This is a genomic window from Agrobacterium vacciniicorymbosi, from assembly GCF_040427045.1.
Classification (GTDB): domain Bacteria; phylum Pseudomonadota; class Alphaproteobacteria; order Rhizobiales; family Rhizobiaceae; genus Agrobacterium.
The window spans coordinates 166,560-192,483 of the sequence record NZ_JBETMF010000009.1 but is presented as its reverse complement, the minus strand read 5'-3'; the positions used below and the strand labels follow the sequence as shown (position 1 = coordinate 192,483).

Sequence of the window (25,924 nt, the reverse complement as noted above, 5' to 3'; positions counted from 1 at the left end):
AGCAACGGAAAAGCCCTGCGAGCCGCGAGTCATTTGCATCATATAAACAATTCCGGCGGAATGGAGAAGGTGGAGGTTTCTGTTGCCAGGTACCTCCGAACCCCGCCTTACGGGGCTAACCGTAAGGACTTAGAGCGGAATTCCCGCACCGCCATTAGGCAGCGAGAGCGTATTCCTTAGCGTTGTTGTCATTTGCAACTACACTTGTGACCCGATAACGGCGGTATCATGCCGAGCAAAAGTTCGATCTTTACACCCTTGTCGATCCTATTTCGCCCCCATCAAAAGCCGGCCTCTCATTCAGAAGCCGCCGGTTTTTGGTGGAGGCGCCGGGTACCGCCCCCGGGTCCAATAGGCTTATTCCATCGACCGTTTATCGCCATAGCCGGATTTGCACCCGGCAAGGCTCATATAGGCGTTTCGCACGGCGGAGAAAAGGGGCTGCGTGACATTTCGATGAAAGGTTGTGCGCAATTCTTGACGGCGCTTCGCACTTGCCACATTCTGCTTGATAAGCGGCCCCTTAATTGCGCCGTGCAACACACGGAGGAGAGGACATGACGGACTATCTTGCAGATGTGAAACTCTACGACGCCGGCGCTGATGAGGCGACGGTCAACAAAATCGTCAAGCATTTGGGCATTGCTCTGCGCAATCGCGATTCGTCCCTCGTCTCGGCATCAGATCCGGAAGAGCTTGCACGGGTAAAGACGAACTGGATCGGCAAGAAGCTGGGCGTGACCGGCCCTGATGCCGACAAGGCCGTGGAAGAAACCATCACGGCGATGAAAGCCGACCGCACAAAATCACGCGTGACCTTTTATTATCTCGTCGCCAAACATCTCGGGAAACTCGAAACGCTCTGATTTCTGTGGGCGAGCCCATTCCTGACACTGGTTCCGCCGCCGCAAAAGCCTATAATATGGCTTTGGAAGAATCGGCGGCGGACTGAGATGAAGCAATATCTGGACCTTCTTGCGCATGTGATGAAAACGGGCTCCGACCGGGGCGACCGCACCGGCACCGGCACGCGTTCTGTTTTCGGTTACCAGATGCGTTTCGATCTGTCGGAAGGCTTTCCGGTTCTCACCACCAAGAAGCTGCACCTGCGCTCCATCATCCACGAACTGCTCTGGTTCCTGAAGGGCGATACCAATATCGCTTACCTGAAGGAACATGGCGTTTCCATCTGGGATGAGTGGGCGGATGAAAATGGCGATCTCGGCCCGGTCTATGGTGCGCAATGGCGCTCATGGCCAGCGCCCGATGGCCGCCATATCGACCAGATCGCGCTCTTGCTCGAAAGCCTCAAGACCAATCCTAATTCTCGCCGCCACATCGTGTCCGCCTGGAACCCTGCGCTTGTCGATGACATGGCGCTGCCGCCATGCCACTGCCTGTTTCAGTTCTACGTGTCGGATGGCAAACTGTCCTGCCAGCTTTACCAGCGCTCGGCGGATATCTTCCTCGGCGTGCCCTTCAACATCGCGTCCTACGCGCTGCTGACGCTGATGGTCGCGCAGGTGACAGGCTTAAAACCCGGCGATTTCGTGCACACGCTGGGTGACGCGCATATCTACTCGAACCACTTCGAGCAGGCGGAATTGCAGATGCAGCGCACGCCGAAAGCGCTGCCCACCATGCGCCTTAACCCAGATGTCAAAAGCCTGTTCGACTTCACCTTCGAAGACTTCACGCTGGAGAATTACGAAGCCGATGCCTCCATCAAGGCACCGATTGCCGTATGACGCAACCGCGCATCACCCTCATCGCTGCTGTAGCTGAAAACGGCGTTATCGGCCGCGATCTCGATATGCCCTGGAAGCTGTCCACCGACCTCAAGCGCTTCAAGGCGCTGACCATGGGCAAACCCATGATCATGGGCCGCAAGACGTTTCTTTCTGTCGGTGAACGCCCCCTGCCCGGTCGCCCGCACATCATCATCAGCCGCAACCCGGATTATCGACCGGATGGTGTCGATGTGGTTTCGTCGCTGGAGGATGCGCTGTCGCTTGCCAAGAACAAAGCGCAAGCACTTGGCGTGGATGAGGTTTTCGTGGCTGGCGGTGGCGAGATTTACCGTCAGGCCATGCCCTATGCCGATCAACTTTCCGTCACCCATGTCGAGGTTTCGCTGGAAGGCGATACGTTTTTCCCGCAGATCGATTTGGCCGTTTTTGAAAAAATCGATGAAACAGCCGCTCCTGCGGGGGATAAGGACAATTATCCGGTGAGATTTGCAACTTATCGTCGGCATCAGCCCGTTAAGTGAACTATTTACCGTGATTGGGTATTAAGTTACCGCCTCTGCGTTGAAACGCACTGCTCTCCTACTTATAACTGAGACTACATTCCCGCCTGACATGCGCATGCGTGTTCGAGAGGGAGCGGGAGAGTTTTTTAGCATAAGAGGTATGGATGCCCTGGAGCAATCAGAATGGCGGCGGCGGTGGCCCTTGGGGCGGCGGCGGCGGTAACGGCGGCGGCGGTGGAGGAAACAATCAGGGTGGCCCCTGGGGTCAGGGACCGAACCGTCCACGCGGTGGCGGTGGTGGAGGCGGCAATGGTGGCCCGCCCGATATCGAAGAAATCATTCGACGCAGTCAGGACCGTTTCAAGAACATCCTCCCTGGCGGTGTAAATGGTGGCGTTATCGCCATTCTCGTTCTGGTCATTCTTGCCTTTGTCGGCATTCAGTCCATCTACACCGTTCAGCCGGATGAGCGCGGCGTGGAACTTCGTTTCGGTAAGCCGAAGGACGAAGTCTCGATGCCGGGCCTGCATTTCCATTTCTGGCCGATTGAAACTGTCGAGATCGTCAAGGTCACCGAGCAGCAGCAGAATATCGGCGCACGCGCCACATCCACATCCGCTGCAACCGGCGTGATGCTGACGGGCGACCAGAATATCGTCAACGTGCAGTTCTCTGTTCTCTACACGGTGTCCGATCCGAAATCCTACCTCTTCAACGTAGATACGCCAGCCGAAACGCTGCAGCAGGTCTCCGAAAGCGCCATGCGCGAAGTGGTTGGCCGTCGTCCGGCACAGGACATTTTCCGTGATAATCGTCAGGCGATTGCCGCAGACGTTCGCTCGATCATTCAGGCGACGATGGACGGTTATGGCGCAGGTCTTTCCATCAATGCCGTCGCTATCGAAGACGCAGCACCGCCGCGTGAAGTGGCCGATGCGTTTGACGAAGTGCAGCGTGCCGAGCAGGACGAAGACCGCTTCGTTCAGGAAGCCAACCAGTATGCCAACCAGAAGCTGGGTGCAGCTCGCGGTCAGGCAGCGCAGATCGTTGAAGAAGCAAACGCCTATAAGGGCCGTGTCGTGAACGAAGCTCAGGGTGAAGCCCAGCGCTTTATCTCGATCTACGACCAGTATCGCACGGCACCGGAAGTCACCCGCGAGCGTATGTTCATCGAAACGATGGAACAGGTTCTCAAGGGCTCCAACAAGATCATCATCGATGAAAAGCAGGGAGTGGTACCGTATCTGCCTCTGAACGAAATCATGCGCGGCAACCCCGGCGCAACACAGCAGGGAGGCAACTGATATGGGCAATCGTCTAACCGCAATTCTCGTCGGTCTCGCCGTCATCCTGTTCTTCGTTTACTCGTCCTTCTTCGTGGTCAACGAGCGCCAGCAGGCCATCGTCGTCCGCTTCGGTCAAATTCAGGATGTGAAGACGGAGCCTGGCCTCTACTTCAAGCTACCATTCGCCTTCATGGATGCAGATCGCGTTCAGTACATCGAAAATCGCGCCCTGCGTTTCGATCATGACAACATCCGCGTTCAGGTTTCGGGCGGTAAATTCTACGAAGTCGATGCCTTCGTGGTCTACCGCATCACCGATGCCCGCCGCTTCCGCGAAACGGTGTCGGGCGATCAGCTCTCTGCCGAAATGCGCCTGCGTACACGTCTCGATGCCTCGTTGCGTCGCGTCTACGGTCTTCGCGGTTTTGAATCTGCGCTCTCGGATGCCCGCGCATCCATGATGCAGGAAGTGCGCGACGATCTGCGTCCCGACGCGGAATCGCTGGGTGTGAGCATCGTCGATGTCCGCATTCGCCGCACGGATCTGACGCAGGAAGTCTCGCAGCAGACCTTCGAGCGCATGAAGTCCGAGCGTCTGGCCGAAGCCGAACTGATCCGCGCCCGCGGTAACGAAGAAGGCCAGCGTCGCCGCGCTATTGCGGATCGTCAGGTGGTCGAATTCGAATCCGACGCCCGCCGTCAGTCCGAAGTGCTACGCGGTGAAGGCGATGCCGAGCGTAACCGCATCTTCGGTGAAGCCTTCCAGCGCGACCCAAGCTTCTTCGAGTTTTACCGCTCGATGGGCGCTTACGCGAGCGCACTGAACGGCACCGGCACGACGCTGGTTCTCTCACCAGACTCGACCTTCTTCCGTTATTTCAACAACATTGAAGGCACGACACCGCAGCCCGCCCCACAGGCAACTCCGCCTGCCGCACCTGCGAATTGATGAACACGAAAGGGCCGGTTTTTACCGGCCCTTTTCATTTTCGGCATCATATTCAAAAGCTATTTCACTTCTACCCATATTGAAAAAAGATATCACTTGGTGCTATACTTATGGCTGATTGTCATTCGTCACAACGCGCATTCAAAACAGCATGGTTCACGAAGGCTGCCCGCAAAACGCGGATCAAAGACAGTGAATTATGTCAGGCTATTGAAGAGGTTCTCAAAGGACAGTCGGATGACTTGGGCGGTGGCGTTTTCAAGAAGCGACTGAATAACAACCTTCACCGCAGCATCATTCTGGCCAAGGGAGGCCAATACTGGATTTTTCAGTATCTCTTTGCCAAGAATGACCGCGCAAACATTGACGACAAAGAACTGGAAGATTTTCGAACCCTTGCAAAAACCTATGCAACATTGACCGAAGCGCAACTGGACCGACTTCTGGATGATAAAGATTTGATGGAGATATGCCATGGCAGGCAGGAAGCGGTTTAAAAGCGATATATCCGAAGCCATACACTCGGCTGCATCTGCGCTTCACAAGGTCGGCGCGCTGGACAAGACCACCATGCGTGGTTTCGATTCCCGCCACCTGTCCGCCCCGGAGGAAATGGCACCTGCCGATATCAAGCAGCTGCGCGAAGCCAGCAAGGTCAGCCAGCCTGTTTTCGCCCGTTATCTCAACACCAGCGAAAGCACTGTTGAAAAATGGGAAACTGGAGCCAAACGGCCTAGCGGCATGGCACTGAAACTTCTGGCCATCGTTCAAAAACACGGCCTGCAAATCCTTCGCTGAGCGTTCCTTGCCTGCCATGAACAATTACGGCTGATCGCCGTCTTGCGTGTTTCGCTCTTTCCTGTACGGCTTCAATTCTCGTGGATGAGCGCTAGATTCGTGCCTATTCACGAAAAGGTATTTTTACACTTCATCATTCCGCCTTATGCTTGGCTATTAAGCTAGCTCCAGGTTTTGCAAGATGCGAGGACGCTGTATGCCCGTTACCACTCTTTCGCCATTCCGCAGCAGCATTGCCGCCGTGGCGGGATTTGCCATGATCGCAGGCGGAATGGCTGTTCCGGGAAGCGCGATGGCGCAGAGCAACGGGCCGGCATCGGTGGCCGATCTTGCCGCTCCGCTGTTGGATGCGGTGGTCAACATCTCCACATCGCAGAGCGTGAAAGGCGAAGGGAAGGGCCCTACCCCGCCACGCATTCCGGATGGTTCGCCCTTCCAGGAATTCTTCAAAGATTATTTCGACAACCAGAAGCCGGACAACGGCGGCAAAGTCAGCTCGCTCGGTTCCGGTTTCGTCATCGATCCCGCCGGTTACGTGGTCACAAACAACCACGTCATCGAAGGCGCTGACGATATCGAAGTCATCTTCCCCAATGGCAACAAGCTGAAGGCAAAGCTTGTCGGTACCGACACCAAGACCGACCTTTCGGTGTTGAAGGTGGAGCCGAAGACGCCGCTGAAAGCCGTGAAATTCGGCGATTCCCGCGCCATGCGCATCGGTGACTGGGTCATGGCCATCGGCAACCCATTCGGCCTCGGCGGCTCGCTGACGGTCGGCGTGGTTTCCGCGCGCGGTCGTAACATCAATGCCGGTCCCTACGACAATTTCATTCAGACGGATGCCGCCATCAACAAGGGTAACTCCGGTGGCCCGCTGTTCAACATGAAGGGCGAAGTCATCGGCATCAACACTGCCATCATCTCGCCAAGTGGCGGCTCCATCGGCATCGGCTTTTCCGTGCCGACCGAACTTGCGCAAAACATTGTCCAGCAGCTGATCGAATTCGGCGAAACCCGTCGTGGTTGGCTCGGCGTGCGCGTTCAGCCCGTTACCGACGATATCGCCGCAAGCCTTGGAATGGACACGGCACGCGGCGCGCTGATTTCAGGCGTCGTCAAGGGCGGCCCGGTCGAGAACGGCCCGATCCAGCCCGGCGATGTGGTGCTGACCTTTGACGGCAAGGATATTCACGAAATGCGCGATCTGCCACGCATCGTGGCGGAAAGCCCTGTCGGCAAGGACGTCGATGTGGTGGTTCTGCGCGATGGCAAAGAGCAGACCGTGAAGGTCAAGCTTGGCCAGTTGCAGGATAGCGCCGAGGACAAGCAACCGGGCGCCGGTAGCGACGACGCGATGCCGGAAGATGGCGAAGGCGGCGAGATGACGGAGCCCAACGACAAGGGCGGCGACCAGACACAGCAGCAGGCACCAGACCAGCGCGAAGCGCCGCAAACGGTTCTTGGCATGAACCTCGTCACGCTGACGGATGAGTTGCGCACCGAAAAGGGCATTGCGGAAAGCGTCGAAGGCGTCTTCGTCGCCAGCGTCGATGCCGGTTCTGCGGCAGAGCAGAAGGGCGTAAAGGCAGGCGATGTCATCGTGGAGGTCGGCCAGGACTTCATGGAAGTGCCCGGCGACGTCATGGTACGCGTCAATGGCCTCAAATCCGCCGGTCGCAAGAATGCGCATATGATGGTGGCGGATGCGCAGGGCAATCTGCGCTTCGTCGCAGTGCCGGTGGAATAGTAGACGATCTAGTGAGGTGCGGGCGGGTGAGCCTTGATAAACACCCTGCCCCACCTGTCGTTATTGAGTAGCGTTCGATTACGCTTGATGGCAAAGACCATCAGATTTCAGGGGTGCGGAACTTCCCCGGGACAAAGGGCGTTATTGGACGCCACCGGAATAAAACAGATTCAAAAAATCATAAGCTTACGCGCAAAACATGAATTCGGCTGGCAGCGCGTTGAATCAGTTTGGAAAGCCACAAATTTGATCCGCAAGCACTCCACCACCCTCCACGGCCACCGCACCAGCATCTCGCTCGAAGACGCTTTCTGGGATGAACTCCGCATCATCGCCGAAAAGCGAAAAATGAGCTTCGCCGCCCTGCTTGCCGAAATCGATGACGCCCGGCCCGAAGGCAGCAATCTGTCTTCATCTCTTCGCGTCTATGTGCTGAACTGGCTGAAGAGCCAATAGTTCAGGGTGTGTCTCAGACCAATGAATGTTTCCCGGATTTTCATCGCATGTGTTTTGGCGGTGTATTTCAGCGGTGCTGCGATTGCGCGTCAAACCGTTGATGTGGTGTCGCCATTCGGCCGGATGAAGGTCGAAATTTTCACCAGCGAGGCCAAAGGGCCAAGACCGGCTGTCATCATTCTAAGCGGCAGCAAAGGGTTCGGCTCGTCGCCCTACGACGTAATTGCCGAACATTTCACCCGCGCAGGTTTGGACGTCTACCTCCCGCATCTGCTGACGCCAGAGGATTTGGAGAAGATATCCGCCATAAAAAGTGCGGGTGAGCGAATTGCCTACTACGATCAACGTCGCAGAGACTGGACGAGAAATCTCTCCGATCTCATGTTTCATCTGAACCGACGACCAGAGCATGACGGTCGTGTCGGTATTTTGGGCATCTCACTCGGCGCAGAAAACGCGGCAATTGCGGTGTTGCAGGGACTGCCTGTGGATGCCGTCGTCCTTGTCGATGGCGTTCCGTCCTCAGATCAAACGCTCTCTTTTCAAGGAAAGCCGCCATTCCATTTGATCTGGGGCGGAGAAGATCGCGTTTACTCCGTCGCGTCAGGAACGCGGTTTGCAGAGGCGATAAAGAGTGCCGGGGGCAAAGCGTCCATGACTGTGATCAACAGCGTCCCACACGATTTCTTTCTGAAGCCGGACACGACGCAGGCGGAAGAAGCTTATCGGTCCGCAATCAATTTCCTGAAATCTGAGTTGCATGCCGACTGATTATCTTAGCCAGAATTCCTAAAAGAGCGTGACCACTACCCCTCAAGGCGTTGCGGTATTTGGCTGCGGCGCCTCGCGGAAGGCGTCGCCGGTTGGTGGAACGGTGAAGACTGGCGGAGGTTGCGGCTTTGGCTGCGCTTCCTGCTGACGCTTCAATCGCTCCTGAGAGGCTTTTTCGGCTTCAAGACGTTCCTGCGCCATAGCGCGCAGACGTTCTTCTTCCTGCTTGCGCGCTTCTTCTGCGGCCTTTTGGCGCTCGGCTGCGGCCTGTCGCTCTGTGGCTGCGAAACGATAAAGGGCGACTTCGCGGCGCAGGCGCTGCTTTTCCATGATGCTGGCTTGTAAGGCTTCCACGCGGCGGCGCTCCCGCTCGAAGGCGCGCAAGGAGAGATAGCCGGTGAGGCCTGACACATCAGTGGTCAAGGCGGGTTGCGCCAGTGGACCGGTGTAATTCAGGTGGATGGAGGGTTCGGCACCGGCAAGTTCCTCTGTCCCGGCATTGTAGAGCAGATCAATACCGCCGGTCAGCGTTTCACCAGCAAGGTCGAGTGTGAGATCACCATCGAATGCCAGTTGCGGCGTGGAAGCGGCAATATTCTGCATGCGCAGATTGCCATCGCTGAGCGTAAAGGGCATGGCGACTTCGCCAAGCGGGATTTCGCCCTTCCACAGCTGCGCATCCACCAGAGGACGCACCTTGGCAGCATCAATATTGCCCTGAAGATCGTTGGCTGCCTGTAGCCATGGCTGGAAAGCAGCCTGATTCAAACCGCGCAACACCAGACCGCCGGTGCGGATTTCGCCGGAGCCGCCTGCAGAAGACAGAAGTTCGGCCACGCTTTTACCGGTGGCTTCAGCTGTCAAATCCATAGCGAAACGACCACCTGCAACCGGTGTCTCGCCGCTTTTCCACATCACGCTTTCGGGGTTGGCACCGGAGACCGCGATCTTGGTGCGGAAAATGCCTGCGCCATCACCCGTAGCCATGGAAAGGCGACCGGAAACCTTGCCGCCCATCCAGTCACCCGTGATGTTTTCCAGCGCAAGCGTGCCATTGGCGTGGTTGAGCGCGAAGGAAAGGCCGGTAACGGTACCGAAGGCTCCCGTATCAAAATTGGCCGTCTTCACAGTCAGGGAAGCATCGAGCTTCGGGAAGGCTTGCATGGACACCGGCTTTGCGCTCAACGCACCGGATTCCGGGTCGATGACCGGTCCATACATCGTGTCACCCAGCCACGCCAGATCGACATTATTGACCGAGAGATCACCTGTGACCTTGTAAGGTACTGCCTTCTGGACCGAGAGATTACCGGAGAACGCGTTGCCGCCCGCCTGACCGGAAAGGTTGGAAAACGTTGCCTTGTCCTTGTCCACTGCCAACTTGCCGGTAGCCTTGGTGGACATGCCTCCGCCCAGCTGCGGCAGGCCAACGGCGTTCATGATGAGATATGGCTCGATATCGGCGCTTTCCAGCGCGATGTCGGCGTTGCCCTGCGCGAAATTCTCGGCCCGCAGCGCGAAACTACCATTGGCGGAGAAGTGCGTGCGTTCAGTCGAGAAACGGAAATCCGTCTGCACCGGCGAGCCCAGAGTGCCGTTGAGCTTCACCGACAGCAAGCCTTCGCCATCCGCATCAAAGGGCAGCGGATCGAGCCCCGCCTGCCCGAAGAGAATGGCCGTTGACTGGTTCTTGAGAACGGCTTCCAGCGTCAGCGCCGTGTCATCCGTGTCGGACAACACATCCGGCAGCTTGGCGACGGCGGAAACGCGGCTGCCATTGATGGTGCCTGAGACTGCGGCGTTGGCCCCGCCATTGTTCTTGTCGACCGACAGATCGACGGCAATATCGGAGTTCGCATACCAGGCCGCGCTGCGCACCAGCCGCTCAAGAAGCGGATGCTGCGGCAGTTTCTGGCGCAGCAGATCGAACACCGGCTGCATATCCACCGCGTGGAGATTGACGGTGCCCTTGCCAGCGAAATCCGTGACGGAACCCTTCAGCTGCCCCTTTGCGCGCACCTCTGCTCCTGCAATGTCCCCAGCCGTCATGGTGTCGAGCGACAGCACGCCATTTGCCATGGTGAAGGCGGTTTCCACGCGGTTGGCGGTTACGCCCGCCATGTTGAAGCGATCCGCCTTGAATTTTGCCGTGATGCGATGATCGAGAACGGAGCTGCCGACCTGATCGCCCAGCACCAGCCCGCCCAGCGCCCGCAGGGCATCCAGATCGATCTCGTCACCCGAGAGGTCGATGTCGATGCTTGCACCCTTGGCTTCCGCCTGGCGCGCGAGGCGACCATGCAGGGATGCCTGACCGATGGCAAGCTCGAGATTTTCGAAGCGCTGCGCCTGCGTCGTCAACGACACCGTGGACGAGAAACCGGCGGCATTCAGCTGGCGAATGGCGGGATCTACAGTGCCGGACAGCCAGTTGGCAAGGCCGGATGGCTGGTTGGAGGCAACCAGAAGGTCGCCGTTGAAAGCCGGACCGCCCGTCAGCGTCAGCGAACCCTTCGCCTCCAGCTGGGTGCGACCGGGCAGCACGGCAACGGCATTTTCCACCTGCCACCCTGCCCCATTGGGCCGAACATCGAGGCGAATATCGCGAATGGTCGTGTCGTCAGAGACCAGCGCCGGGAGCCGAATGCTGGCCTTGCCGGGAACCTGCGGCACCGGAATGCGGGCAATCAGGCTTGCAAAGGCTTCGATACGCTGGCGCACAGGAACTGTCGGCACGCGCGATGTCTTGCCGGTCTGCACGGGTGCCGGCGCAAAGCGGTTGAAATCGATCTGCTGGCCATCCGCCGTCAACAGGAATTCGGGCGATGTGCCGGTGTCGAGCGTCGCTTCGCCGGTGATGATATAGGGATTCTCTACCCCGCCCAGTTCCATACGGTAGCTGGGAACGCGCACGCGGCCATTGGTCAGCTCGAAGCTGCCACGGGTGCGCGGTGCGGAGAAACCGGACTGCGCGTTCTGCTGCTGCTGTTTCTGCTTGTCGTCCTGCCGGAAATTGAAGGTGAAGGAGCCGCTGTAAATAGGCCGTCCTTCGGTCGCGGCGATTGCGCCATCGAGATCGATTTCGACCGGATGTTCATCCGGCAACATGCGCAGCCTAAGTCCCATACGCCCGGCATTGGCATCCGGCTCGCCGCTGGAAAGCGAAAACGAACCAGCATGGCCATCCACCGCAGCGCGGCCTTCCGCCCGCCATGGACCAGCCAGAGACTTGGCCGACATATCGGCATTCAGCCCGGTTACGGTGCGGTTACGGCCGGACTGCTCATCGATGAATTCGATCTGGCCGCCTTCGATGCTGACATTTTCCAGAACGACGGTCTTTGCCGGAATGACGGCGCGGCTGCCGCGCGTCCAGTCCAGCGTGCCATCTTTCAACAGGCGAATGCGCGCCTTCGGCTCTTCGATACGCATGTCGAAAATGCGCGCTTCTCCGGAGAGGAAAGGCGCAAGCTCGGCATCCATGGAGAATCGGGCGACCTGAATTTGTGGCGAACCATCGGAATCCATGCCAGCGCGCACATCATGCAGCGTGACCGAAGGGAATGGCAAAAGCCGCGCTTCAACGCGACCATGCACCACCACCTTCTTGCCCAGAATGCGGCTTGCCTGATCTTCGAAGTTACGACGGAAATCCGTCCAGTCGATGAAATAGGGGATGAGCAGCGCCGCAAACAGCGCCACGACCAAAAGTCCGCCCAGAAAAACCAATATGCGTCCGAGCACGACCCGACGTCTCCCTTAACCGACGATGAAAATTATCTTTTTTTCCTGCCAGAGCAAGCATCATTTCGGCTTTTACAATCGCTGCTCATGCAGGATCGATGCGAAACAGCTTGCCTGGATTGAAGATGTTATCGGGATCAAGTGACCGCTTGATGGCAATCATCACATCCAGAGCATTTCCAACCTCTTCCGCGAGAAAGCTCATCTTGCCCTGCCCTATCCCATGTTCGCCCGTGCATGTGCCATCCATGGCGATTGCCCGCCGGTTGAGACGCGCGACGAAAGCCTCGGTATTGGCCACGCTCGTCGCATCCTTACCATCGAACAAGACGAGGACGTGGAAGTTCCCGTCACCGGCATGGCCAACGATGGGTGCCAGCATCTTGTTATCGAGAATATCCTGCTGTGTCTCCGTCACGCATTCCGCAAAGCGCGAAATCGGCACGCAGACATCGGTGGAGAGAACATCAAGGTCGGGCGCCAGCGCCTTGGATGCCCAATAGGCATCGTGCCGCGCTTTCCACAGCTTTGCTCGCTCCTGCGCATCGCTCGTCCAGCGAAATTCGCTGCCGCCGCATTCCGCAACGATTTCGGAAAACTGCTGTGATTGCAGCGCTGTGGTTTCTTCCGTGCCGTGGAATTCCAGAAACAGCGTCGGCTTTTCTTCGTAGGAAAGACCGGAGTAGGCATTGCACGCCCGCATCTGAACTTCGTCCAAAAGCTCTATGCGCGCAACGGGAACGCCCATCTGCACGGTCATGATAACGGCATCGCACGCCTGTTTGACGGTATCGAAGGTGCAGATACCACCCGCGATCTTCTCGGGAATACCCTGCAAACGCAGCGTGATGGAGGTGATAACACCGAGCGTGCCTTCCGCCCCAACATAAAGCCGCGTCAGGTCATAACCAGCGGAGGATTTGCGGGCGCGGCGGCCGGTGCTGATCTCTTCGCCAGCAGCAGTGACCACGGTCAGCGCCAGAACATTGTCCTTCATCGTGCCATAGCGCACGGCATTGGTGCCTGACGCGCGGGTGGACGCCATGCCGCCGATGGAGGCGTTGGCACCGGGATCGATGGGGAAAAACAGACCGGTGTCGCGCAGGTAAGTGTTGAGCTGCTCGCGCGTGACGCCGGGCTCGACGGTCACGTCCAGATCTTCCGCGTTGACGGCGATGATGCGGTTCATGCGGGTGAAATCGATGGAGATGCCGCCCGTCGGCGCGTTGACTTGGCCCTCCAGCGAGGAGCCGACGCCGAAGGGAATGACGGGAACCTTGTGCTGCGCGCAGGCCGTGACCACGGCTTTGACGTCATCCGAATTCTCAGCAAACACGACGCCATCGGGCAATTGCGTGGTGAGATAGGTCGTTGTGTGCGCGTGCTGCTCGCGGAAGGACTGGCCGGTCTGGAGCTTGTCGCCCAGCTGCTGTTTCAGAACGTCCAGAACGGCAGCGATGCCCGCTTCGTTTCTCGTTCCAGCCACCACATCCTTCAACGCCATGATTTTCTCCACTGCAATGCAAAACCGGACTCACCCTGGAAGGTAAGCCCGGTTGGTATGTGACACGACATTGTGTTTGTCCAGCACTGCCATTTCCAGAATGGCGCGCGGCTTAGCAAGTCATTCCGCCGCAAGCAGCGGTTTGTCTTCCTCGATAGCGCGGCGGCGAATCGCCGTTTCCAGTTCTCGGTGCAGACGGACTTCCGCATCCGCCTGCGGCTTGGCAAAGCGCGCGATCAGCAGATAGGAGACGGGGGTAATGTAAAGAGTAATCAGTGTCGCAAAGCCAAGCCCGCCGACGATAACCCAGCCGAGCGCAATACGTGCTTCCGCACCCGCACCCTGCGCCAGCACCAGCGGCACACCGCCCAGAATGGTGGCGATCATGGTCATCATGACAGGACGCAGGCGAATGCTGCATGCCTTTTCGATGGCCTCCCGTACCGTGGCACCCTGATCACGCAGATGGTTGGCGAATTCCACGATAAGAATACCGTTCTTCGCCATGACACCCACCAGAAGCACAAGGCCGATCTGGCTATAGACATTGAGGCTGGAACCGGTGACGAGCAAAGCGATGACCGCACAGGCGAGACCCAGCGGCACCGTCGACATGATGATGACGGAACTCAGCACACTTTCGAACTGCGCTGCCAGCACGAGGAAGATGATGGCAATGGCAAAGCCAAAGGTCAGCAGCATGCCGCTGGAGTTCTCCTGCAACGTCGCTGCTTCACCGAGCGGCAGAAGACGCGCGCCCGACGGCATGATGGAACCCGCCAGCTCATTGACCTTGGCCACAGCATCGCCCAGCGACACGCCTTCCTTGAGGTTGGCGGTAAAGCCGACCGAGGGCAGCTGCTGCTCGCGATTGAGCTGCGGCGAAACGGCGGTTTCCTTCAGGGATGCGATGACCGACATCGGCACCATCCGCCCGTCCTTGGCCTTCAGGAAGATGTTTTCAAGATCGGTCGGGTCGTTGATGGGACGCGTGGACGAGAGAAGCCGCACGGGAATGGCATCGCCATCCACGAAGACATCCACGATGGAGCGGCCTTCAAGCAGCGACTGCATGGCATTGGAGAGGCCGGTGATGTCGATACCAAGATCGGATGCCCGTTCGCGGTCGATCGATACTGACAACTGCGCCTGGTTCGGCTCATTGTCGAAACGCGGCGTATCGAACAGGCCACTCTGTTCCATGGCAAGCAGAAGCTTCTGCGTGGATTCCGTCAGCGCCTGATAATTGGTGCCGATCATCGCCATGCTGAGACCGTTGCCGGCACCGCGGATACGAAGGCTGTTGGGCTGGGATGCCGTTGCGCGCAGGCCCGGCACCGTCTGCGCGGCAGCATTGATATCCTGCGCGATCTGGTTCTGGGTACGCTCACGGTCGGCCCAAGGGGCCAGCGTGATAACCACGAAGCCGGTGTTGGATGAACCGTTCATTCCTGTGATGGAATAGATATTCTGGATCTCGCCGCTGTCGCGTAGCGGCTGCAGATTTTCTTCGATGCGCTGCAACTGGTCACGCGTATATTCAAGGCTTACGCCCTGCGGCGCAGTCACCCGCATCATGACAGAGGAGCGGTCCTCGCGCGGTGTCAGCTCATTCTGCACCATGCCGAAGGCAATCCACGACACGCCAGCAAAGGCGGCAGCGACGATGACGACGAGCAGCGGGTTGTTGAGGCAGGCAGACAGCGTGCTTTTATAGGTGGAAGCAAACAGGTTGCCGAACCAAGCCAGCGGGCCGGTCTGCTCGTGAACGCCGTTTTTCAGCATGCGCGATGCCAGCATGGGGCAGAGCGTCAGCGCCACCACCGAGGACAAGCCAACCGCAAAAGCCAGCACGAAACCGAATTCGCGGAACAGGCCACCCAACTGTCCGGGCAGGAAGGACAGCGGAATGAAGACGGCAGCAAGCGTTGCCGTCGTGGCAATGACCGCGAAGAAAACTTCCTGCGTGCCGAGAACGGCTGCGGCGCGCGGGCCCATGCCTTCGGCGCGGCGGCGCACGATATTTTCCAGCACGACGATGGCGTCATCCACCACAAGACCCGTGGCTAGGACGATGGCGAGCAGTGTGAGAATATTGATCGAGAAACCGACCATGTAGATCGCGACAATCGTCCCGATCAGCGCAACGGGCATAGTAATTGCCGGAATGAGCGTGGCCCGCCAGTCGCGGAAGAAGAGATAGAGCACCACGACGACGATGAGCGCAGACAACCCAAGCGCAAGCTGTACTTCGTGCAACGCGCCTTCGATGAACACGGCGTCATCACTGGTGATAACGATGCGAGTGTTTTCAGGCAGGTTCGGCACCATGGCCGCAACGGTTGCCTTCACGCCCGTCGAAATATTGAGCGTATTGGATTGCGCCTGACGGATGACGCCGAGGCCCACGCCCTGCACGCCGTTGGAGCGAAGCGATGTGGTTTCATCATCCGCACCTAGCATGACGCTGGCGACATCGCGAAGACGGACGCGGTCCTTGACGATGAGATTTTCGAACTCGGCCGGCGTCGTCAGGCTGGCAGTGGCGCGCACGACGATATCCTGTGTCGAGCTTTTAAGAGAGCCCGCCGGAACGTCTAGCGCTGCGGTACCCAGCGCATTCGATACATCCGTGACTGTCAGTCCACGGCTGGCCAGCGCGCCCTGATCGAGATCGATACGGAAGACCTTTTCCTGATCGCCATAAAGCTCAACGTCAGCAACGCCATCAACGGCAGCCAGACGGTCGATGATTTCGTCATCGACCAGCTTGGTCAAATCTTCCATGCTGAGGCTTGTGGAGGTGACCGCCAGACGCATGATTGGCTGGCTGTCGGAATCCGCCTTGATGATCTGCGGCTCATCGGCATCGTCAGGCAACTGGTTGGTGATGCGGCCAATGGCATCGCGCACATCGTTGGAGGCGACGGCAATATCGACCTTGTCGTTGAACTCCATCGTCACACGGCTGGTACCGAATTGCGATGCGGAGGAGATGGACTTCACGCCACTGACACGCGCAACAGCACCTTCAATGGTCTGCGTCACTTCCTGGTCGATGGTCTGCGGCGAAGCACCGTCATAGGTCGTGCGCACCGTGATGACGGGGCGGTCCACATCCGGCAATTCGCGCACATCGACGCCGACAAGCGCGGCCAGACCGGCCACCACCAGAAGCGTGTTGATGACGGCGGCGAGAATGGGACGACGGACGAAAAGGGCCGTGAAGGCGAGCTTTGAATCGGTTCCGCTCGGCGGCGTCTGCGCTGTCATCGGCTGGCGACCTCCGGTGCTTTCTTCTGACCCGCGACGCGAACCGCGCCACCCTCACGCACACGCTGCAAACCTTCGATGACAATGGTGTCATCCTGCGCAAGCTCAGCTTTCACCAGCACGGAGTCCGGGTTGCGCTGCACGACCTGAACGCGCACCTTGTGCGTCTTGTCATCCTTCACGCGCCAGACGTAGGAGCCTTCGGCATCCCACTGCACGGCCAGCGGATCGACAGACGGGAAATTTTCGCCGGTAAAGCCCATCGTCACAGCGAAGGACATACCCGCACGCAGCTCATCGTCAGCGTTGTCGAATACGGCGCGGACACGAACGGTACGGCTGGCCTCGTCCACGCGGTTATCGACGGCCTCGACCTTACCCTTGAAGGTTTCGCCGGGACGCGAAATCGATGTTGCTTCCACCGGCATGCCGAGCTTGATGGCCGTGGTGAAACGTTCCGGCGCCCAGAAGTTGACGAGGATTTTCGAACGGTCATCGATGCTGACGATGCTGGTCTGCGTCGTTGCGTTGTCACCGATATTGATAGCGACGATACCGGCGATGCCATCAATCGGCGCCACGATGTTGCGGCGTTTGAAATTCAGTTCCGCAGTGCTGAGCGCCAGCTTTGCGGCCTCTTCGGCAATTTGCGCATCCAGAACATCCAGCCGCGCCACGGAGCGCAGGTTGCGATAGGAGGTCGATTTCTCGAAGGCGCTCTTCAAGGAGACCTGCGCCTTTTCGCGCTCGATGACCTGCTCGTCATCATCCAGCCGCGCCAGCACATCGCCCTTTTTCACACTCTGGCCGGAGGAAACGAGGATTTCGGAAATCAGGCCTGATGCCTGCGGCGTGACCACCACGGACTGGATGGCTTCGCCATTGCCGATGGCGTTCATGCGGTCGTTGACGGTACCAGTTTTGACGGGAGCGAGTGCAACCAGCGTTGCGCTGTTGCCTCTGCCACCGCCCTGCCCGCGCCCGGCTCCGCCCGCAGGGGCAGCACCGGCGGATTGTGCCGCAGGTTGTTCAGCACTGACCAGCCCCGTCTTGGCAAGCAAGCTTCGCCCATCCGGCGAATAAAACGCCCATAGACAGGCCCCAGCACCTACCACAGCAAGACTGACACCAACCTGCTTCCAAACCCGCATACACTTCTCCGAATTGATACCCGTAACCGCTGCATTTCATGACTTGCGGCCGCTTCTAGATTGCGCGGCAGTATGTTTGCTGGCCCAAAACAACGCAACGCACAAATCCGTTTCTTACATAATTGTAATTTGCGACGTTTTTCTAAAAGTGCAGCCGATACATCGCTATAATAATATAGCCTGTAGTTGGTTGCCAGCGCGACACAAAGTTTCGGTGGCCCGTTCAAACCTTGGAGGAGGAGCCACGATGAGCACCGTTTCGAAAGCACAGAACCCGGAAACCGATCCGCGCGTCAAAGCTGTGTTTGATGATATCCGCACCACGCGAAAATCCGACTTCATCAACAATATGTGGCTTTATCTCGCCTTCGATCCCGACCTTCTGGAGAAGACCTGGGCGGAGGTCAAAGCCGTGATGGCCACGCCTTCGGCGCTCGACCCGGTGGTGAAGGAAATGCTGTATATCGCCGTCTCCGTTACCAATGGCTGCTCCTATTGCGCCCATTCCCATACGGCTGCGGCAAAGGCAAAGGGCATGACGAAGGAAGAACATGCGGACCTCATGCGCGTCATCGCGCTTGCGGGCAAGACCAACCAACTCGCCACCGCGCTACAACTTCCCGTCGATACCGCTTTTGATGCGGACACCAAGCCGTCCTAAAAAACGCCTTGGAATAGGCATTTTGACGGTTGATAGTGGAATAAAAGCAGAACACGGTTCTGGCCTTTCCGCCCCGAATCACTACATTGGGCCGCATGAGCAACAGTTTCGACGATATGCCGTTCTTCGATGAAGAACCCTCCGAGCCACGCCGTCAGCCCGCAGCCCCTGCCGCTGCTGGTGGTTTGGGCATTGCTGCGCAGGCGATGGCAGCGCGCGACAAGTCCCGTTCCGCACCGGATTATCTGGCGGGTCTGAACCCGGAACAGCGCGAAGCCGTCGAAACTCTGGAAGGCCCGGTTCTGGTTCTGGCAGGTGCGGGCACCGGCAAGACGCGAGTACTGACCACCCGTATCGCCCACATTCTCGCGACAGGCCGCGTCTATCCCAGCCAGATTCTGGCCGTAACCTTTACCAACAAGGCCGCGCGCGAAATGAAGGAACGTATCGGCGTTCTCGTTGGCGGTGCTGTCGAAGGCATGCCATGGCTCGGCACCTTCCACTCCATCGGTGTGAAACTGCTGCGTCGCCATGCGGAAATGATGGGCCTGAAATCCGATTTCACCATCCTCGATACGGATGATGTGGTGCGGCTTATCAAGCAGCTCATTCAGGCCGAAGGTCTTGATGACAAGCGCTGGCCCGCCAAACAATTCGCAGGCATGATCGATGGTTGGAAGAACAAGGGCCTGACGCCGTCGGAAATCCCGGAAGGTGACAGCCGTGCCTTTGCAAACGGCAAGGGGCGTGAGCTTTACGCCGCCTATCAGGCGCGGCTGAAAACGCTGAATGCCTGCGATTTTGGCGATCTCCTGCTGCACCCCATCACCATCTTCCGCAAGCACCCCGATATTCTCAAAGAGTATCACCAGAAGTTCCGCTACATTCTGGTGGACGAGTATCAGGACACCAACACCTGCCAATATATGTGGCTTCGGCTTCTTGCCCAGCGTCCGAAGGGCGAGCCGCAGAATGTCTGCTGCGTGGGTGATGACGATCAGTCGATCTATGGCTGGCGCGGTGCGGAGGTCGATAATATCCTGCGCTTCGACAAGGATTTTCCCGGCGCAAAGGTCATTAAGCTGGAGCGCAACTACCGCTCCACCGAACATATTCTCGGTGCCGCTGGCCATCTAATTGCCCATAATGAGGGCCGTCTTGGCAAGACGCTGTTCACCGACCGTGTCGATCCCAATGACGAAAAGGTCGTGGTGCATGCCGCCTGGGACTCGGAAGAGGAAGCCCGCGCTGTCGGCGAGGAAATCGAGCAGTTGCAGCGCATCAAGCATCCGCTGAATAATATGGCGATCCTCGTGCGCGCCTCGTTCCAGATGCGTGAATTCGAAGACCGCTTCGTCACGCTCGGCCTGAATTACCGTGTCATTGGCGGCCCGCGCTTCTATGAGCGGCTGGAAATTCGCGATGCACTCGCCTACTTCCGCCTTGTTTGCCAACCCGCCGACGATCTCGCATTCGAGCGCATCATCAACACACCAAAGCGTGGCCTTGGCGACACGACTGTTCGCAACCTGCATGACTATGCCCGCGCCCGCGACATTCCCATGCTGGCCGCTGCCGCCGACATCATCGAAACCGATGAGTTGAAGCCGAAGGCACGCAAGGCGCTGTTCGATGTGATACAGGATTTCCGCCGCTGGCAGAACCTGCTGGAAAACACGGATCATACGGTGCTGGCCGAACAGATCCTTGATGAGAGCGGCTATACGGCCATGTGGCAGGCGGATAAAACCGCCGAAGGACCCGGCAGGCTTGAAAACCTGAAAGAACTGATCCGCTCCATGGAAGCCTATGAAAGCATGCGCGGCTTTCTGGAACACGTCGCGCTGGTCATGGATGCCGAGCAGAATGCAGAGCTTGATGCCGTCTCCATCATGACGCTTCACTCGGCAAAGGGTCTGGAATTCGAAACCGTTTTCCTGCCCGGTTGGGAAGAAGGCCTATTCCCACATCAACGCTCGCTGGATGAAGGCGGTCGCTCTGGCCTCGAGGAAGAACGTCGCCTCGCCTATGTCGGCATCACCCGTGCAAAACGCCGCTGCCACATCTGGTTCGTCTCCAACCGCCGCATCCACGGCCTGTGGCAATCCACCCTGCCCTCCCGCTTTCTGGACGAACTTCCGCCTTCGCATGTCGAGGTGTCGGCATCAGAAAGCAATTACGGTGGATATGGCGGGCGTGGCGGCTACGGCCAGTCGCGCTTCGACAAGGCCGATCCCTTCACCAACAATTATTCCACGCCGGGCTGGAAACGCGCCCAGGCCAACAAGTCCGACGCGACCCGCGACAATTGGGGCACCCGCTCCGGCCACGCGGTGGAACGTATAGGCTACGGCGAAAGCGGCCCGAAAACCCGAACCATTGACGGTGAATTGGTCGCAAAATCCGTGGCAGACACGCCGTCGAAATATACAATCGGCGACCGCGTCTTCCACATCAAATTCGGCAACGGCAATGTCGCCAGCATCGAAGGCAACAAACTGACAATCGACTTCGACCGCGCCGGGCAGAAAAAGGTGCTGGATGGTTTTGTCGAGCGGGTGTGATCTGAGCTACTCAGGGGAGCCCAAGCTTGTTCAGGAAACGATCCACATTTCCGGTGTAGTCATTGTCCAGGCCTAGTTCTGCATTGATGGGCGCATGCCGCAAAGCGACAGGCAACACCTCCACCGCGTTACCGGCCTTTGTCGCGAATGCGTCTGCCTGATTGCAGGAAACGCGACGAAGGGAGGAGCATACGAGCAGCATCGGCGGCACGGTTCCGTTTAAACGAAAAAACGGCGATGCCTGTCTCCAAAACTCAGGATCGGTCCCGAAAGCCTTCTCGTATAGCGCCGGTCGGCGGTTTTTCATGACGCGCGAGACGTTGTAAGCGCCGCTATCTAGGGCAATCGTTGCAAGCCACGGCTTTGCGCCTTGCCGAGTGACGATGGAGGGGTCTGCCGACATCAAGGCGGCAAGATGCGCACCGGACGAATGACCCATCAGAACGATCTTCTGGCTATCGCCTCCCCATGTGCCTGCCATTTTCTGCACATAGGCCAATGCCTTACTGACATCGTCAGCCTGCTCAAGCGGGTTTGCCTCCGGAACAAGACGATAATCAAGCGATACGAAGATGTATCCCTTTGGAACCCAATGTCGAACCTTGTTATCGACGACGTTTTTGGCAGATTTGGAGCCGGACGCCCATGCGCCGCCATGGATCATAACAATGAGGGGCGCGTTATTGGGCTTTTCCGGAAGATAGACATCCAACCGCTGCTTCGCATCACTGCCGTAGGAAATGTCTTTCTCTACCGTCATTCCCGAAGCGTCTGCGGAACTGGAATTGGTGAGTGCTACGCCGGTGCAGACAACAAAAACCACGGAGATCGTTTGAAGCATCTGACGCCACATTTCTCTCTCCTATGGCTTGGTACCGCGCCTCTGTCACATCGAGTTTCTAAGCCGGTTCAGTATGGCTGCAAATTGCTTTCAGATGCGGATCAAACTTCGCCCGGCGTAAATCCGATCAGGTAAATTGCGGCAATAACGATGGCCAGAATGAAAATTGAGATGACGAAAAGTGTCATGCGGTTCAGGGGTTTGCGGGTCGTTTTCTTCATGGCCTGATAACCGCCGAGGCGGTTTTTGGTTCCGATAAAAAGCTCAATGGATGGTGCCGGGATACCGTTTTTGGCGAATTCCGATTTCGCTTCAAAGACATATCGGCTAAAGCTGAATCACCTTCTCAAGCTCTGGCCTCTCATGAAAAACGATATACACACGCGCCTCAACCCGCTTCACCTCGCCGCGGCCTTTGCTAGCGGTTGTCTTTTGACGCTGATGGTGCATTTCAATGGCATGCTGGCCCATTTTGGCAGCGCTCTATTTTCGTCCTGGACGGCGCACGGTACCGGAACGGTTGCGGCGCTGATCTACCTTGCCATTCTCTATCGAAAGCCGAAGGGCGAGACGGTTGCGAAGCCAAAGGCACCGCTCTGGGCTTACTTCGGCGGCGTCGTGGGTGCGGCCATCGTCATGCTGACCTCCAGCGCGGTCAACTCGCCGCTGGCGCTTTCCGGCACCATTGCGCTCGGGCTTGGCGGGCAGGTCATTTTCAGCCTCGCTGCCGATGTGTGGGGCTTGTTCGGATTGCCGAAACGGCGTCCGGATGCGCGCGACCTGACAGCCATCGCGCTCATTCTCGGCGGCAGTGCACTCATTATTCTTGTGGGGAGAGCAGCATGACGCTCTGGATCGCCATGGCTTTCATGGGCGGCGTTTTCGTTTCGCTCAGCCGCCAGATCAACGGTCGCCTCAGCCTGTCAAACTCGCCGCTGATCGCATCCTTCTGGAACCACATCGTCGGCTTCATCGTGCTAACGATTCTCGGCCTCCTCCTCGGCGGGCTTCTGCCGCCGGGTGCTGCGGATGCGCCGTGGTACGCCTTCATCGGCGGCCCCATCGGGGTAATCTTCATCGCTTCGGGAAGCTGGCTCATTCCGCGCATCGGCGCGGTCAATACGGCCCTTCTCGTCATCAGCGGTCAGATGGTGTCGGGTGTGATCCTTGATCTTTTCAGCGACCAGCCACCGAAATTATGGGCAAGCGCCCTCGGTGTTCTGCTCATTCTCGGTGGAATGGTGCTGACGCAGCGCCGGAAATAGGCCGCGTCAGGAGTCCGTGCCCGAAAGCATGCCGAACAGCGTCTTGCCGCCGCTCTTGGAACCGCTCGCCGTCATGGCCGGACGACCGGAGAGCTTGGGAACCACGACGATGCGCTTGACTTCGCCGCGTTTGAAGGCCGCCAGGAATTTCGAATAATCCTTGAACACGACGCAGCCGTTGGATTCACCTCGACGGGCCAGCATATAGGTGTGAGCCAGAAGGCCATCACGACCATGCGGCTTGATGCCGCTTTCTGGCGTCAGGCGAATGGCTTCGACGCCATGGAACAGCGACTCGCGCATGGTCAGCTTGTAAGCAGACGGAGGCGTTGCGCCGCGCATTTTGACATGCACGAAATCCGGGTTGTCGCGCATCTTGCCGATGCCGGAATGGGCCTCGAGCTTTTCGCCGCTCGGCATGTGAACGACGCCTGCCGAAATATCGTAGATCGCCGTGCCATTGCCGCGATCAGGCCATGGAACCGCATCCATCTTGGTTTCGCGCATCGGATTGTCCGGGCGCGCGAAAGCTACCATGGTGTTCGTCGCTGGCGCCTGCGGTGCCGCCGGGCGGGTGGGCGCAGGTGTTGCGACGGCCAGCTGCTTTTCTGCAGCGGCAGGATTAGCCGGACGCGGTGTCGGCTCAACATCCGCCTTGGCAATCTGCGGACGGAAGCTCGGCAGCGGAACAGTTTCCGGCAGCAGGTCTATCTCATCATCCGTGGTGGTCTGCGGCTTGCCAAGCGCCACTTCGAAGGCCGGATGTTCCTTGGCCTGCGTTTCCAGCATTGCCAGTTCCGGATTATCGGTCGTGCGGCCAAGCGCCGAATCCACGATAGCGGATGGGCGAAGTGCTGCAAGCGCCTGAACCGTGGCCTGCCCCTGCGCATTGATTGCGGCAGCGCCACCGAAGCGGTCTGCAAATGCCTTTGCGCCAATATGATGTTCGGCAGCAAGGCGCGTGCCCTTCTGGTTGCCCAGATGGCCGCTTTCAGACAGGCGGGAAAATTTGCGGATATGGACATTGCGTTCAGCCGCATCGATTGATGCCCGCTCCAGCCTGTCCATATTTGAAACGAGCATGGTATCGAAACGCTGTGCGCCATGCGACGCCTGCGCCATGCCATGCAGCGAGGCGAAAGCCGTTATGGCACAGACGCTTGCCAGAACCCCGCCGCCAACAAGGGCGGAAAAGCCGCTGAGGCCGGAGCCCTTGCGTTTTTTGGTGAAGGACGCGCCGATGCGCGCATCTCTACAGGCCACGACTGATGACGCCATGATACTCGTTACTCGAACCGTTTACGCAAAACCGGACGACACCGGTCACCGTGTTAATGCCGCGCGTGCTGTGCGAAGATTGCACAGGCCCCGAGGCTGACTGGTTCAAAGCATGCCGAATTATGGTAACCAAAGTCTTTACAAGTCCCCTGAAAACGAGAGTTCTTTGAAGCTTGCATGCGTTTCTCTAAGGGCAGCTACCAATCAGCCACGCAATAAGATACGTGGCCATTTCGGTAAAAATGGCTGCCAGAGATATTCGATATGGACTCTAACTGATTCTCCCCATCGACACCGCTCCCCTATATGCCGACTTGGCCGAAAATTGGCTACAAATGCGGCAGCGTTGGGGCAGAGCCTGTATTCCAGCCACCAAATCACAGCTTTTCGGCTTGATCCACAGGCTACGGCTTGGCATCTTGACGCACCCCTTGGAGGAGAAAAACATGAAGGCGCTGCTTTTGATCGACATCCAGAATGGTTTTTGCCCCGGCGGAAACCTGGCCGTGGCGGATGGTGACAAGATCGTTCCGATTGCCAATGCGCTGATCGACAATGGCGGCTACGACCTCATCGTCGCCTCTCAGGACTGGCACCCGGCCAATCACGGCAGCTTCGCATCCCAGCACGCAGGCAAACAGCCTTTCGACATGGGTGAGCTTTCCGGCAAGCCGCAGGTCATGTGGCCGGACCATTGCGTGCAGGAAACGCCGGACGCCGATTTCCACCCTGATCTCAAGACGGAAGCCTTCGATTACATTCAGCAGAAGGGTGAAAACCCGGCGGTGGACAGCTACTCCGCCTTTCGCGACAACGACCAGTTCGCCACGACAGGCCTTGCGGAGTACCTGCAGCGGCAGGGCGTGACTGTTCTGGACGTCTGCGGACTGGCGACTGATTACTGCGTCAGCTTCTCCGTGCTGGACGCCCTGGAGATGTTGCCGGGCGTCAAAGTCCGCTTCATCGAAGACGCCAGCCGCGGCATCGATCCAGAAGGCATCAGAAATGCCATCGCCGCGATGCGGGCAAAGGGCGTTACAGTGGTCAACAGCAGCGACATCCTGATGGATTAAGCCCTCTTCACCGCCGCGGTACGGACCTTTCCAGCAGATCGATGTCGGCGGCGGCGTATTCCAGACGTTGCAGCACCGCCTCATGCGCGTCGCGCAGGCCTTTGTTGTAAAACACCGGGCCAATTACCTCCGCCAGATGGTCCACTAGTATCTCGACCTGAAGTGCGCCGATTTCGACATCGAGTTCATCGGCGAGATAGCTGCGCAGTGCCAGAACCATATCGGCCTTCTGCTGCTTTTCCAGCTTCAAATCTTTCATCACAGTCTCCTTGGATTGCGGCAAACGTAATCGATGGTTCAATGAAATCA

Annotated in this window: 22 protein-coding genes and 1 other RNA gene; 15 read left to right on the top strand and 8 right to left on the bottom strand. The window is 58.1% G+C overall.

All coding sequences use genetic code 11. From position 1 onward, the window contains the following. Positions 1-68: 68 nt before the first annotated feature. Positions 69-441: a transfer-messenger RNA gene (gene ssrA, locus ABUK73_RS15745) on the bottom strand. Between the two features lie 116 nt (positions 442-557). Here ssrA and ABUK73_RS15740 point away from each other — a divergent pair. The 10 genes from ABUK73_RS15740 to ABUK73_RS15695 all read left to right on the top strand — a co-directional run bounded on the left by ABUK73_RS15740 (position 558) and on the right by ABUK73_RS15695 (position 8,261). Further along, positions 558-866, top strand: coding sequence for a DUF2853 family protein (locus ABUK73_RS15740; RefSeq protein ID WP_113087888.1), 309 nt, complete (start codon positions 558-560; stop codon positions 864-866). An 87-nt stretch (positions 867-953) separates the two neighbouring features. Further along, a complete protein-coding gene (locus ABUK73_RS15735; protein ID WP_353578106.1) occupies positions 954-1,748 on the top strand; it encodes a thymidylate synthase in 795 nt (264 codons plus the stop codon). Then, complete coding sequence (locus ABUK73_RS15730; RefSeq protein WP_353578105.1) at positions 1,745-2,272, top strand: dihydrofolate reductase; 528 nt, start codon at positions 1,745-1,747, stop codon at positions 2,270-2,272. Before ABUK73_RS15735 ends, ABUK73_RS15730 begins: the two co-directional genes overlap by 4 nt. Positions 2,273-2,418: 146 nt before the next feature. Next, complete coding sequence (gene hflK, locus ABUK73_RS15725; protein ID WP_353578104.1) at positions 2,419-3,558, top strand: FtsH protease activity modulator HflK; 1,140 nt, start codon at positions 2,419-2,421, stop codon at positions 3,556-3,558. Position 3,559: 1 nt separating this feature from the next. After that, positions 3,560-4,489: a protease modulator HflC gene (gene hflC / locus ABUK73_RS15720; RefSeq protein ID WP_353578103.1), complete on the top strand. Its 930-nt coding sequence runs from the start codon at positions 3,560-3,562 to the stop codon at positions 4,487-4,489. A gap of 110 nt (positions 4,490-4,599) precedes the next feature. Beyond that, the gene (locus ABUK73_RS15715) at positions 4,600-4,986 is read left to right on the top strand and encodes a type II toxin-antitoxin system RelE/ParE family toxin (RefSeq protein ID WP_353578102.1); all 387 of its coding nucleotides are present in this window, start codon (positions 4,600-4,602) and stop codon (positions 4,984-4,986) included. Beyond that, entirely contained in the window at positions 4,964-5,287 is a 324-nt protein-coding gene (locus ABUK73_RS15710; RefSeq protein WP_353578101.1) for a helix-turn-helix domain-containing protein, read from the top strand. Before ABUK73_RS15715 ends, ABUK73_RS15710 begins: the two co-directional genes overlap by 23 nt. A 196-nt stretch (positions 5,288-5,483) precedes the next feature. Further along, complete coding sequence (locus tag ABUK73_RS15705; RefSeq protein WP_353578100.1) at positions 5,484-7,034, top strand: Do family serine endopeptidase; 1,551 nt, start codon at positions 5,484-5,486, stop codon at positions 7,032-7,034. 246 nt (positions 7,035-7,280) lie between these two features. Then, a complete protein-coding gene (locus tag ABUK73_RS15700; protein WP_113087969.1) occupies positions 7,281-7,490 on the top strand; it encodes a ribbon-helix-helix domain-containing protein in 210 nt (69 codons plus the stop codon). A gap of 21 nt (positions 7,491-7,511) precedes the next feature. Continuing rightward, positions 7,512-8,261, top strand: coding sequence for a dienelactone hydrolase family protein (locus ABUK73_RS15695; RefSeq protein WP_353578099.1), 750 nt, complete (start codon positions 7,512-7,514; stop codon positions 8,259-8,261). Positions 8,262-8,303: 42 nt separating this feature from the next. Here ABUK73_RS15695 and ABUK73_RS15690 read toward each other — a convergent pair whose 3' ends face one another. The 4 genes from ABUK73_RS15690 to ABUK73_RS15675 form a co-directional block, all read right to left on the bottom strand. Next, positions 8,304-12,005 (bottom strand): AsmA family protein, encoded by a 3,702-nt coding sequence (locus ABUK73_RS15690; protein WP_353578098.1) that lies wholly within the window; start codon positions 12,003-12,005, stop codon positions 8,304-8,306. Between the two features lie 85 nt (positions 12,006-12,090). Then, complete coding sequence (locus ABUK73_RS15685; RefSeq protein WP_353578097.1) at positions 12,091-13,509, bottom strand: FAD-binding oxidoreductase; 1,419 nt, start codon at positions 13,507-13,509, stop codon at positions 12,091-12,093. A 120-nt stretch (positions 13,510-13,629) separates the two neighbouring features. Then, entirely contained in the window at positions 13,630-16,782 is a 3,153-nt protein-coding gene (locus tag ABUK73_RS15680; protein ID WP_353578096.1) for an efflux RND transporter permease subunit, read from the bottom strand. After that, complete coding sequence (locus tag ABUK73_RS15675; RefSeq protein WP_353578095.1) at positions 16,779-17,933, bottom strand: efflux RND transporter periplasmic adaptor subunit; 1,155 nt, start codon at positions 17,931-17,933, stop codon at positions 16,779-16,781. Before ABUK73_RS15675 ends, ABUK73_RS15680 begins: the two co-directional genes overlap by 4 nt. Positions 17,934-18,180: 247 nt before the next feature. Between ABUK73_RS15675 and ABUK73_RS15670 the strand changes: the two genes are divergently transcribed. Both ABUK73_RS15670 and ABUK73_RS15665 read left to right on the top strand, forming a co-directional pair. Beyond that, positions 18,181-18,594, top strand: coding sequence for a carboxymuconolactone decarboxylase family protein (locus tag ABUK73_RS15670; protein ID WP_353578094.1), 414 nt, complete (start codon positions 18,181-18,183; stop codon positions 18,592-18,594). Positions 18,595-18,689: 95 nt separating this feature from the next. After that, positions 18,690-21,158: an ATP-dependent helicase gene (locus ABUK73_RS15665; protein WP_353578093.1), complete on the top strand. Its 2,469-nt coding sequence runs from the start codon at positions 18,690-18,692 to the stop codon at positions 21,156-21,158. Between the two features lie 10 nt (positions 21,159-21,168). On the opposite strand, the gene ABUK73_RS15660 is transcribed toward ABUK73_RS15665, so the two are convergent. After that, the gene (locus ABUK73_RS15660; RefSeq protein WP_353578092.1) at positions 21,169-22,011 is read right to left on the bottom strand and encodes an alpha/beta hydrolase; all 843 of its coding nucleotides are present in this window, start codon (positions 22,009-22,011) and stop codon (positions 21,169-21,171) included. Positions 22,012-22,362: 351 nt separating this feature from the next. Here ABUK73_RS15660 and ABUK73_RS15655 point away from each other — a divergent pair, with 351 nt between their 5' ends. Further along, positions 22,363-22,845 (top strand): DMT family transporter, encoded by a 483-nt coding sequence (locus tag ABUK73_RS15655; RefSeq protein ID WP_353578091.1) that lies wholly within the window; start codon positions 22,363-22,365, stop codon positions 22,843-22,845. Then, entirely contained in the window at positions 22,842-23,264 is a 423-nt protein-coding gene (locus ABUK73_RS15650) for a DMT family transporter (protein ID WP_353578090.1), read from the top strand. The genes ABUK73_RS15655 and ABUK73_RS15650 overlap by 4 nt, the downstream gene beginning before the upstream one ends. A 6-nt stretch (positions 23,265-23,270) precedes the next feature. Here the strand turns inward: ABUK73_RS15650 and ABUK73_RS15645 are convergent, their stop codons facing one another. Continuing rightward, complete coding sequence (locus tag ABUK73_RS15645; protein WP_353578089.1) at positions 23,271-24,542, bottom strand: DUF2778 domain-containing protein; 1,272 nt, start codon at positions 24,540-24,542, stop codon at positions 23,271-23,273. 446 nt (positions 24,543-24,988) lie between these two features. On the opposite strand from ABUK73_RS15645, the gene pncA reads away from it, so the two are divergent. Further along, positions 24,989-25,615 (top strand): bifunctional nicotinamidase/pyrazinamidase, encoded by a 627-nt coding sequence (pncA, locus tag ABUK73_RS15640; protein ID WP_353578088.1) that lies wholly within the window; start codon positions 24,989-24,991, stop codon positions 25,613-25,615. Between the two features lie 7 nt (positions 25,616-25,622). On the opposite strand, the gene ABUK73_RS15635 is transcribed toward pncA, so the two are convergent. Next, positions 25,623-25,874, bottom strand: a complete 252-nt coding sequence (locus ABUK73_RS15635) for a DUF2164 domain-containing protein (RefSeq protein WP_353578087.1) — start codon at positions 25,872-25,874, stop codon at positions 25,623-25,625. Positions 25,875-25,924 lie beyond the last annotated feature (50 nt).